10 protein-coding genes are annotated in these 10,939 nt (G+C 52.6%); 6 read left to right on the top strand and 4 right to left on the bottom strand.

Annotation, left to right across the window (positions count from 1 at the left end; genetic code table 11):
- The 4 genes from CA13_RS35660 to xerC form a co-directional block, all read left to right on the top strand.
- Positions 1–641, top strand: a 641-nt coding sequence (locus CA13_RS35660; RefSeq protein WP_419194808.1) for a sodium:solute symporter family transporter, incomplete at its 5' end; no start/stop codon positions are given.
- 704 nt (positions 642–1,345) lie between these two features.
- Positions 1,346–2,485: a hypothetical protein gene (locus tag CA13_RS25495; RefSeq protein WP_146401502.1), complete on the top strand. Its 1,140-nt coding sequence runs from the start codon at positions 1,346–1,348 to the stop codon at positions 2,483–2,485.
- A gap of 71 nt (positions 2,486–2,556) precedes the next feature.
- Positions 2,557–2,802 (top strand): hypothetical protein, encoded by a 246-nt coding sequence (locus CA13_RS25500; RefSeq protein ID WP_146401504.1) that lies wholly within the window; start codon positions 2,557–2,559, stop codon positions 2,800–2,802.
- 222 nt (positions 2,803–3,024) lie between these two features.
- Positions 3,025–3,927, top strand: coding sequence for a tyrosine recombinase XerC (xerC, locus tag CA13_RS25505; protein WP_146401506.1), 903 nt, complete (start codon positions 3,025–3,027; stop codon positions 3,925–3,927).
- A gap of 16 nt (positions 3,928–3,943) precedes the next feature.
- Here xerC and CA13_RS25510 read toward each other — a convergent pair whose 3' ends face one another.
- The 4 genes from CA13_RS25510 to CA13_RS25525 are packed head-to-tail and all read right to left on the bottom strand — an operon-like array spanning position 3,944 to position 8,504.
- Positions 3,944–4,615 (bottom strand): TIGR04283 family arsenosugar biosynthesis glycosyltransferase, encoded by a 672-nt coding sequence (locus tag CA13_RS25510; RefSeq protein ID WP_146401508.1) that lies wholly within the window; start codon positions 4,613–4,615, stop codon positions 3,944–3,946.
- Positions 4,612–5,751, bottom strand: a complete 1,140-nt coding sequence (locus tag CA13_RS25515) for an LptF/LptG family permease (RefSeq protein ID WP_146401510.1) — start codon at positions 5,749–5,751, stop codon at positions 4,612–4,614. Before CA13_RS25515 ends, CA13_RS25510 begins: the two co-directional genes overlap by 4 nt.
- Before the next feature lie 2 nt (positions 5,752–5,753).
- On the bottom strand, positions 5,754–7,382 hold the full coding sequence (locus CA13_RS25520; protein ID WP_146401512.1) for an ArnT family glycosyltransferase: 1,629 nt from the start codon (positions 7,380–7,382) through the stop codon (positions 5,754–5,756).
- A 6-nt stretch (positions 7,383–7,388) separates the two neighbouring features.
- On the bottom strand, positions 7,389–8,504 hold the full coding sequence (locus CA13_RS25525; protein ID WP_473087487.1) for a glycosyltransferase family 2 protein: 1,116 nt from the start codon (positions 8,502–8,504) through the stop codon (positions 7,389–7,391).
- 71 nt (positions 8,505–8,575) lie between these two features.
- Here CA13_RS25525 and CA13_RS25530 point away from each other — a divergent pair, with 71 nt between their 5' ends.
- On the top strand, positions 8,576–10,234 hold the full coding sequence (locus CA13_RS25530; protein WP_146401514.1) for a serine/threonine-protein kinase: 1,659 nt from the start codon (positions 8,576–8,578) through the stop codon (positions 10,232–10,234).
- Between the two features lie 107 nt (positions 10,235–10,341).
- A complete protein-coding gene (locus tag CA13_RS35665) occupies positions 10,342–10,899 on the top strand; it encodes a hypothetical protein (RefSeq protein ID WP_419194809.1) in 558 nt (185 codons plus the stop codon).
- The last annotated feature ends 40 nt before the right edge of the window (positions 10,900–10,939 follow it).

Below are 10,939 nucleotides of genomic sequence, written 5' to 3' on the forward strand. Positions count from 1 at the left end.
CGGCTTTGATGAGCTCGCTCGCCGGTGTTTTCAATGCATCCGCGACACTCTTCACGATGGACTTTTATTCGGCACTGCGACCTGGGGTTTCTCAGCAACGGCTCGTTTGGATTGGCCGAGTGGCGACCGCTGTGATGGTTCTGATTGGGTTAGCGTGGATTCCTGTGATCCAAGGCGGCCGAGGACTTTACGATTACCTACAGGGCGTTCAAGCCTATTTGGCGCCGCCGATCTTTGTGGTCTTCTTTTTGGGGATCTTTTGGAAGCGGCTCAATGGACCTGGTTGTTTGGCTGCGTTGATTGTTGGTTTTGCAATGGGGCTGTTTCGACTCGGCATCGATACTCCGGTGAAACTGCTCGAGGACTTTTCCTATACCGAGGGATCGTTCTTTTGGATCATGAACAACATGTTCTTCCAGTACTACAGCATGTTGATCTTGTTGGTCAGTGGGATCGTCATGGTTGCGGTTAGCTATGCAACGCGTGAACCAGACTATGAACGAATCAGCGGGTTGACGTTTGGAACTATAACCGCAGACCAAAAAACAGCATCCCGTGAAAGTTGGTCGAAACTCGACGTCATCGCTTCAGGACTCGTCCTTGTCGCGATTCTGGCTGCCTACTTGTACTTCCGAGGATAGACGGTTCTATAGCAGATTCGTTTGCGATGAATCACTCAAAGAAATGCTCCTCGGTGTCTTCGATAGACGCCGAGGAGGTGAACGGTTCAAAGTCAGGTAGCAGAGAATTCAGGCGGCGCGGCTTATGTTTTGTCCGTTGCCCGAACGGCTTTGTTGTCCACATGTAGCGCGAACGGTGATTGCAAAAGCGTTCGCCGATCCACCCGCCAAGCTTATGCGCCAAAGACGATGGAATTGCCTCGCAGCGCCAATGGAACGATAAGTTCATGGCAATAGCGGATCGCTCCATTGAGGCCCCCTCTCCGATGCAACTTGTCGGATCTTCATGGTAGTCCGCGAATCAGTGTTTCAAGTTGGGGAAATACTCTACCAAGTGCATAAAGCCTTGCTACCAAATGGGTCGTAGCAACGAATCGGACCGGTCAATATCTGAAAATGGATTCACTAAATGTCTCGAGGTTTGATGGCATACTTTTGCTCGCCATGACTCCGATTGCGTGTGGTGAACCTTGGGAACACGGTTGAAACGTGTGTCATAGAGGATTCGTTAACTCCATCGCGTTCGACATCCGAATGCCTGGGAGTTGATAGGAGTCACATTTTGATAAAAGACTCGGATTAGGTTCAGTTTGCGGGCCGAGACAGTCGATTTCTTAGATGGGGGTGGAGGGATCGTGCGCGTTTCAAACTCGCCGAGGCATCTCGTGAAACTCCATCAATCGCTTGCACACCTATTCTTTGCTACCGTGACGCTCTTGGCGACGGGCTGCTCGTTGGTGCCTGATACGCGACACCGCGAGTCACTGCATAATCCGTTTCCACAGCTGAAACGTGTTGCCGTGCTGCCGTTTTTTAACCAAAGCAACGAACCGACGCTCGATACGGAAATGGTTGCTGAGGGGTATTACGCCGCTTTGCAAGGTATTCCCGGTTTCGAAGTCTTGCCTATTGGAGTCACGAAGGCTCAATGGATGCAGTATTCCAGCACCTACGGTGAACCAACGACCGGAGAGGACTTTCAGCGGCTCGCCAAACAGTTGGGTGTTGAGGCGTTGATTGTTGGATCGGTCACTGACTACCAACCCTACTATCCACCGCGAATGGCGATGACGGTTCATTGGTATGCGGCGAACGAAGGTTTTCATCCCATTCCTGCCGGCTACGGTTTGCCGTGGGGGACTGAAAACGAGAAGCATATTCCACGCCGAATCACTCGCGAAGCGGAATTTGAATTGGCTCGCAGCCAAATGGCCACCCAAACACCGCTTGCTTCGAGTGATGGCCAAGAAATTGCCGAGCGAAAGTTGCATCGCGTCTCGGCCGAATCACCTATTCCACAGGCAAACGAAGTACGAGGTGATGGTAGCTTTGATTTGACAACCCCTGACGGTGTCTACCCGCCAATGGCCACGGACGAGATTGCCAGCATTGAAATTGCTGGCAATGGAATGCCAGCGAACGGTGATCCGGCCACGACCGAAGCTTGGTTTGGCCTTTCCGCTGATTCCGTCCCCGAAGCTCCACTGCCCGATGATTGGCCAGACCCAACCGATTTGATCCCCGATCCACCTGCACCGGTACGACCAGTACCACTTGTCAGTCGAGATCCTGTGTTATCGCATACACGCATCTATCGCGGGGACGACTCTTACTTTACCGATCGACTTTCTGATTACGTTGAGTTGGGGGACGACGCCCGCCCGGGGGGTTGGCAGGGTTATCTCAAGCGTAGCGAAGATTTCGTTCGTTTCTGTTGTCACTTGCACATAACCGAAATGCTTGAGTCTCGGGGCGGAAGTGAACAGAGCGACCTCATCCTCCGCTGGCCTCTTAGCCGATACTGAAGCCACGGCAAGTCGGGCGGTCTCGGCTGAATGGCAAGTTTCGATAAGACAGCAAACGGATAGTCGCGTCCATGGACAAGGAAATCAACGTTCTGGCATTAGTCAAAGGCGAAGAGCGATTCATCTTTCTATTCGATGATGAAAACCGAGACCAAACGCTACGGCAACTGGCTCGGTACGCAGCCGACCCTGAACTAGACTTCACTTGGTACGACGCCGCGATGCTAAGCCGAAAAATTCGCGATGCGGTGCCGTCGGATGACGACATGGTTGCTAGCGAAGAGTTTGATAGCTTGTCTATCGACGACTTCTATTAGTCGTCGCTGCACGATTGTTGGCCGGAACAAGCCAACGCAGTAGCAAAGGAACACGTTTTTCGCGAGTCAAACGTGAAGTAGAACAAGGCTTATCCATACCGTGGGCGTTAGCATCGTTGCGGCATGAAGCATTGAAAAGCGTTCTATTTCGCATCGCTGCCGGATCGGCGTCGCTTAGGCTGCTTATTCCGGCCTACATTCTCCGGCACGTTTCAAAGAACCATGCACCGTTCGATTGCCCAATTTCTGCAATATCTCGCGACCGAACGCAACGCTTCGGACTTGACGATCAAGGCGTACCGAGAAGATTTGTTTGGTTTGGTCGAATGGTTACAAGCCACGCGTGGTAGCACTCCTCGCCCCGACGCGCTTTCGCCGCAAGATCTCCGGGCCTTTCAAGCAGCCCTTCAAGAGGCCGGCTATGCTCGGACAACGATTGCTCGCAAGCTTGCATCACTACGCAGTTTCTATCGCTTTGCGATGCGACAAGGGATTGCGACAAGCAACCCTGCTAAGCCGCTACGGAATCCACGGCGACAACGCAAACTGCCACATGTGTTAAGTAACGAAGAAGTCGGTCGCTTGCTACTAGCACCCCCGGCGAATGTAACGGCGGGCCTTCGAGACCGAGCAATACTCGAGACGATGTATTCCGCTGGTCTACGCGTCAGCGAGTTGGTGGGACTTCGCGACGGGGATATGGATTTTGAACAACAAATCCTGCGAGTCCGAGGAAAGGGCCGCAAAGAACGTATCAGTCCCCTCGGCTCATTCGCGATTAAGGCGATACGGCAATATGCCAAACGTCGAATTCGCGATCCAAAGGTGGAGGTGCTTGGACGCGATACGCCGGTGTTTGTCAATCGCTTCGGTCGCATCTTAACCACACGGAGCATTGGCCGGATGCTTGACAAATACATCGCCATCGTTGGTCTTGATGCGCGAACCAGCCCGCACACGCTGCGTCATAGTTTCGCGACGCATCTACTTGATCGTGGGGCGGACATTCGAAGCGTCCAAGAATTACTGGGCCACAAAAGCCTCGCAACCACACAAATCTACACGCATGTGAGCGCAGCGAATCTGTTGTCGGTCTACGAAAAAGCTCATCCTCGAGCAAGCTAGACTTGTTTGCAATTTTCTAGCGGTACCATTTGGCTAAGCGTCGCGGGGGGACCCCTACTGCGTAGGCAAATTGCAGATACCAGTTTCGTAGTGTTTGGCGAATCACACCTCGGCGTTGCCAACGGCGGGCGCTAATAATGACAGGGCCTGCGAGCAGCCGCGGCTTAGCGACTTTCCGCATTTGTCTCGAAAACGCGACGTCTTCCATCAGCGGGATTTCTTCGAATCCGCCATGCTTCTTGTAGGTGGACCGCTCGACAAAGATTGCTTGATCGCCGAACGCCATGTTCCGCCACTTCACTCGCGTCGCATTCCCTTTTTCGAGCCACCGATAGACGAAACCTTTGGCTTCGATTTGCTGTTTGAACGCTCCCCAAACGACGTCCGGCGAGTCACAAATTTGCCTCAAACAGTCGTGGCTCAGTCGATTGTCGGCATGCAGAAACAAGACAAAGTCGCGTTTGGCGAACATGGCACCGGCGTTCAATTGGACTCCGCGGCCCGGAACCGAACGGATGATTGCACTGGCGCCCGCTTCGGTCGCTCGGGCGATCGTGTTGTCATTGCTTCCGCCATCGCACACAATCACCTCTACCGCGCCCGCTTCGATTGCCGAACGAATAGATCCCTCAATGGTCGTTTCTTCATTCCATGTTGGAATAACGACAGAGATATCGGAGGGCTTCATATCGTTTGGATGTCTCGTAGGCGAACGTAGGCGATTGGTCCCAGGACCAACAGCGGTACCCATGCTGCCATCGATGGCGATAACAAATAGCCGGCACCACCAAGTGCTCCGGATAGTGTCTTGATCCCAAAGAAAAAGAGTACTGTGCCGATTGCCACGCCGATCATCACGAACAAGTTGCGGTTCTTTCGGTTCACCACGATCGGTAAACCGAGCAAGATCAAGGCGTAATCAAGCGTTGGACGGATGAGTCGTTCGTGTAACAGAACCTGGACACTGGCGCTACTATGGACCGCTGGATTCTTTACTCGCGCGGCCAATTCGGGAATGGATACCAAACGCGAGGTTGATTGATCGGCTTGCAGTAGTTCCGAGTTGATCGTCGTCGCAACAAAACACTGTTTCGGTTGCAGCCATGCTTGATCGTATGGCGTATACAGAATGATTCGGTCTTGCGTACCCGCAGAAGGGAGTGATTCGATGTTTTCGGGTCGTAGGGTGCCGTCGACGAGGTAACCACAGGGGTGGTCCTCGGTTGCTTCGGTCCACTGAGCCGTTGCGGCGGTGATGAGACCGCCAAATCCCTGGTAGTCGCCTTCGAGGCGAAAACTAGGTTGGATGATTCGTTTACTGCGCGGCAAGATCGCAGCGCCTTCGATCAAAATTCCGCTAGTCCGATCATCACATGGCAACATTAGTTGCTGCGATTCCTGTTCAAGTTCCTTTGGCTTCATTGCCAACGCATCACGATAACCCGGCAGAAATCCTTCACGATTGACAATCTGAACCACGATGATCACAAGCGAAGCAATGATCATCGGTCGCAAAATGCGTCCATGAGAAACGCCCGCTGCTAATGTGGCCGTTAACTCTCCTGTCCGACGGAGCCAACCGATCGTAAACAGCAGTGACATCAGCACGATGATTGCGCCGGTCCAGTCAAACAGAAGCAGCATATAGGGGCCGTAATAGCGTGCCATGACGCGAACAAGCCCACCCTCGGTTTGCCCTTGGCGGACTAAGTCATCGAGGCTGGTGAAGGCGTGGAAAACGACGAAAATGCCGGCGATCGAGCAGAAACAGACCAGCACGGTTCGCAGAAAGAGAATCAGTATATATCGATCAATCTTTGTCACGGCTAACGGTTCGTATGAGGTTCGTGAGTCGGTTTCGCACTGATTAGATCACTTGCCGATGAGGCCGATGCGACTTCGCCAATATGACGCTGCGGATCATTCAGCCTCGCAAAAGTGAACTCACTATGGTTTTCCGCACTACCATAGTAATAGGGGTGATCAATGGTTTGCCAATACAGGGCTTCAATGTCGCGACGGAGCGTTTTGTTGACAAACTGCTTCATCGTATCGACGGCGATCGATTCGGTGCCGTTGGAAACGACCAAGATGTTATCGCCACCATTTTGAATCCGCTGCGCGACGGAGGCCTGATCCGCAACGTGTTGGTTGTCGCGAGACAAGACCAAAGCGGATGGGAATTGTATCTTCAAATTCCCTGCCCACCGCATGTCGGGCACCACGATCACAGCGGGATCTTGACCACAGCGTTCACGAACGGACTCGGCAAACGAATCAAAAGGCACATTCAATAAGATGTGCTTGTGTCGATAGCTTGATAACAGCGGACGGGACGATACCGCGATCAGCACCGTCGCCATTAACAGGAATGATGTCAGTGCGACGCGATTCATCCCAGCATGATCTTCGCTTGCAAAGTTCCTAAATCGCAACACCAAATAGGCTGGCAGCAGCGCAACGAACGGTTGCAGCCAACGATTCTTGAACTCGATCGCGTGGCCCGACAATACGATCATCAACAAAATAAACGCAACCACGATTAAAAATCGTTCGACAAAAAGCGTCGTTTGTCGGATGGAGTCATGCGAAGATTCCTTGCGAATTCGGTTTCGGTTTTGAATCCATCGGATGATTGACGCTCGATAGGCAACGATGAAGACGAATACGGTTAGGACGCAACAGGCGAACGCGGATGATGCTAATGCATCAAGGCCTTCAATGACGTTGTCAAACCAACTCGATGTTCTCGAACCGGCTAACGTGCTGACCGTTTTTTTCGATGCCAACCCATGGTGGTTGGCTATCCAATAGCCATGCGGCGCGATCAAGCTACCCGCGACGATAATGGTCCACAGGATTCGCGGACTAAACAGACGCTGGCGATAGTTCGGAACACTCAATGCCGCTATTGCAACAGCAAGAACGACGATTGCAAAATTGTATTTGCTCATGATTCCGAATGCGGTGACCATTCCGATCGCTGCATACCAAGCCGTTCGGTGACTTTTTTCTAGCGAAACGACACAATACACCAGTGCAACGGTGGCGAATGTGACTGCAACCGTATGCGACAAATCGCGGTGGCTTTCCCAAGCAATTTGAGGGATCGTCATAATGCCTAGCGAAGCGACAACGGCCTGAGTTGGGTTGTCGGTTGCTTTCTTTACAATCCCATATGCGGCAAAGTAGGTTCCAGCGAGTAAGGCATTTTTTAACAATGCCAAAGAAAAAACATTGTCACCCAATAGGTACAGCAGACCTTGTTGCATCCAGGTGTACAGAGGGGGTTGGCTATTGTATCCAAGAAGCGTCCACTGCGACAAAAACACTTGTTCGGATTCGTCAAAGTCAAGCGAACCCGAAATGGTTGTTCGTATGCATATGTGAAGTGCAAAATAAACGCAAACGACAATCATGAAACGATAACGCTGATGCACTATCCAATCGGCCATCAATCGTTACCCCACTTTTCGTTTGGTAACGGCGGGAAGGGGAATCAAATGCGATGGTTTACGTTCGTTTTCCGTCGCCGCCATCGACTCCGTTGCGTGTTGGTTGCGAATGATGTAGTTAGCCTGATGACTCGACTCATTGTAAATGCGAGCTAACATTTCCGACATGACGCCAAAGCAAATCAATTGCAGTGAGGACAGCATCGCCACGGAGCCAAGCAACAACATCGGGCGTGTCCCGATGTCTTGATTGAAACCAAATTTTGACACGAAGACGATGCTCAACATCACCGTGCCCGCGGCGCCGACAACTAAGCCGAGAGTGCCGAAAAAATGACCGGGCCGCGCACGATACTTCATGAAGAACAGCACCGACAATAGGTCCAACACGACACGAATGGTTCTCGATATGCCGTATTTGGACGTTCCAAATTGCCGTGCTTGATGACGAACGTCTATCTCGCCAATTCGCGACGGATGCGTTACCGCTGCGACCCAGGCAGGAATAAATCGGTGCATTTCGCCCATCAATTTGACGTGTTTGATGACACTTGATCGATAAATTTTTAGGCTGCACCCATAGTCGTGGATGCGAACGCCCGTGACTTTTCCAATCAACCGGTTGGCGATCCACGAGGGGATCAATCGCAACACCAATCCATCTTGTCGTTTTTTTCTTCGTCCGACGAGCAGATCGAGCTGTTCCGCTTCGAGATGAGCGACCATTTTGGGAATGTCGGCTGGATCGTTCTGCAAGTCTCCGTCAAGTGTCGCAATCAGCCGCCCGTGCGCTGCGTCGATACCCGACTGCATAGCGGCCGTTTGGCCAAAATTTCGTTGCAGAGATAATACGCGTAGGGTCAGTCCCGATTGGTCACCGGCATCGGCAGCACGCCTGTACGTTTGGTCGGTGCTGCCGTCATCCACCAAGATCACCTCGTAGCAAAGCGAAGTCTGCTGAAATGCGTCTCGAATCGCCAAAATCAGTGGCTCGACCGATTCTTCTTCGTTGTACAGTGGAACGACGACCGAAAGGTCGATCTCGGAAAAGGACCCACGTTCGGCTGGCGCGTTTGCATCGGCGGTGGCACCCTCGTCCATGATTGCCAGGGGTCGTTTCATTGAGTGAGATCAAGTGGATGGTTGATGTGATTGTGGTTCCTTACGGCGGGTATACTTGAGGCATGAAGCCGATGTCCAGATCTGAATCCGATCCGCCGATCACCTTGCCAGCCGACCGTGAGTCGTCGCTGATCGAGGCCGTTATGGCTGAATATGTCGAAAAATACGAGAAAGGAGAGTCTCCGGATGCTGGCAGCTACCTCAACGCCTATCCGCAGTTCGCCGACGAGTTAAAGAGTTTTTTTCGAAATCACCATTGGCTTTTGGGTGACGCAGAGACTGAAATTGCAAGCAATTCACTGATCGGGACGCAGATCGGTCCCTACAAAGTCGAATCCGAGATTGCTCGGGGCGGCATGGGAGTCGTGTACCGTGCTCACCAAGGCAACCTTGGTCGGCCGGTTGCTTTGAAGCTAATCAGTAGTGGCGTTTTGGCGGGCGAAGAGGAACGCAAGCGGTTCCGGACCGAAGCCGAAGCGGCTGCCCGATTGGACCATCCCGGCATCATCGCGATCCATGATATTGGGTCATCGGGGGGCTGCGAGTACTTCTCGATGACGTTGGTTGAAGGACCAACGCTTCAAAAAATTGTCGAGGACCGCAGCTATGACGATACCGCCTCCGCCCGGGTGGTCCGCGAGATCGCCCGTGCGGTTGCCTACGCTCACCGAACCGGCATAGTGCATCGCGATCTGAAACCTGAGAACATTCTAATGAGTGAAGATGGGCGGGCGTTGGTTGCTGATTTTGGATTGGCCAAGTGGCACTGCGAAGGGACAATGCTAACGCGAACCGGCCAAGTGCTTGGGACACCTCATTACATGAGTCCCGAACAAGCAACAGGTTGCCGCGATGTTGGCAAAGCGGCTGACATTTATTCCCTTGGCGCGATTCTTTATGCCGTTCTGACGGGGCGTCCACCTCACGATGGCAAGTCACCCGCCGACGTACTTCGCTCGGTTTTGCACGACGAACCGTTGTCGCCACGACTGATTCGCCGCGATGTTCCAACGGATCTCGAGACTATCTGTTTGAAAGCGATGCAGTACGAAGCGGACATGCGATACGCAACGGCGGATGAACTTGCCGACGATCTAGATCGTTTTCTATCGGGCGAACCGATCCGTGCAGCCGGCAGTGGCATTTTGGATCGGATGGCACGTGAAATCCGGCGTGACCAACATCAAAATTATTTTGAATCATGGGGGCGGACACTGATTGGAATCGGCGTGATTATCTTTGTCTCCCACGTCGTCATCTATGTGCTCGATTGGCTTTCCTATTCGACTTTGTATGCGTATTGGATTCCTCGAATCATCATGTTGACGTTGATCTTCGTTTCCATTTATTGGTCACGTCGAGGGCAGATTTTGCCCCGCACGATTGCCGAGCGTCCCGTTTGGTCGATCTGGCTCGGCTATCTAGCGACCCTCGCGACGATGAATGTGTTGTTACTCTTAGGTGAACTTGATGAGCGGTTGTTATTCCCTGTGGCATCAGCGCTAAGCGGTTTTGGATTTCTCGCGATGGGAGGCCATGTATGGGGTGGTTCGGCGTTATTTGGGATAGCGTTCTTGGCCGGTGCGGTTGCTTCGGTCGTTTGGCTTTCCTTTGCTCCCCTGGTTTTCGGTAGCCTTTGGCTTGTCAGTTTAGTTGGATTAGGTTGGCATTACCGATCCCGAAAACCTTCCTCTACATCCGCATATTCGGAACAACCGTCGCTTGATTGATTAGTCGCGACGATCGTTGCCGAAAGCACAATTGGGGGAATGTGGCGAACCGTGCGTGCGTTCCCTTTCCTGCAAGTGAACGCTCCCTGTAACCCTAAGTTATTCGAATGTCACGCTTACTCGTTCTTGTTGTTGCCACGATGGTGAGTACTCCCGTTTTGGCTCATCATCCTGATCGAAAGTGCCAGCCGGTGCACCCACGCTATGACGTGATTGGCCCGTTGGGAAATCGATTGCCCGAGTCGTACCGACGGAGTTACAATCGCCCGACCTACCTCGGCGGCAAGATCGCTTACAAAATCGCTCCTTCGAGCCAAGAGGCGATGGCGTGGCATCGAGCGGAACATCGTTGTGCGTATGACAAATGCGAAGGTCGCCGCGTGCCCCAGTATTTTTATCCCAAACCCTGGGAAGCGTTGAAAGTCGGCGCACGTACGTCAAAAGATTTTGTCGAAGATGACGAAGCAAAAATCACCCCTGCAACAATTGATCCTGCTCAGCGGTTTGACGACGCTGCAGCGACCAACCGCAGCCTCGAATGGGAAGAGCTCGAAGTATCCGATCTCGACTCTGGATCCCAGCAAATGCTCGAATCGGTCTCTCCACCACCAGCTGATTTCAAAGATCTACTAGAGAGTGTCGACCTGCTTGAGTTGGATCAGTAGTGGTCGTATTGGGCTCACCGTGCAATGGGGCGATTGAGCC

Source organism: Novipirellula herctigrandis, from assembly GCA_007859835.1.
GTDB classification, from domain to species: Bacteria; Planctomycetota; Planctomycetia; order Pirellulales; family Pirellulaceae; genus Novipirellula_A; species Novipirellula_A herctigrandis.

Excerpts from the sequence above, each read along its gene's own strand:
- CA13_RS25500 (WP_146401504.1), top strand. The coding sequence starts at position 2,557 with ATGGACAAGGAAATCAACGTTCTGGCATTAGTCAAAGGCGAAGAGCGA.
- xerC (WP_146401506.1), top strand. The coding sequence starts at position 3,025 with ATGCACCGTTCGATTGCCCAATTTCTGCAATATCTCGCGACCGAACGC.
- CA13_RS25510 (WP_146401508.1), bottom strand. The coding sequence starts at position 4,615 with ATGAAGCCCTCCGATATCTCTGTCGTTATTCCAACATGGAATGAAGAA.
- CA13_RS25520 (WP_146401512.1), bottom strand. The coding sequence starts at position 7,382 with ATGGCCGATTGGATAGTGCATCAGCGTTATCGTTTCATGATTGTCGTT.
- CA13_RS25525 (WP_473087487.1), bottom strand. The coding sequence starts at position 8,504 with ATGAAACGACCCCTGGCAATCATGGACGAGGGTGCCACCGCCGATGCA.
- CA13_RS25530 (WP_146401514.1), top strand. The coding sequence starts at position 8,576 with ATGTCCAGATCTGAATCCGATCCGCCGATCACCTTGCCAGCCGACCGT.
- CA13_RS35665 (WP_419194809.1), top strand. The coding sequence starts at position 10,342 with ATGTCACGCTTACTCGTTCTTGTTGTTGCCACGATGGTGAGTACTCCC.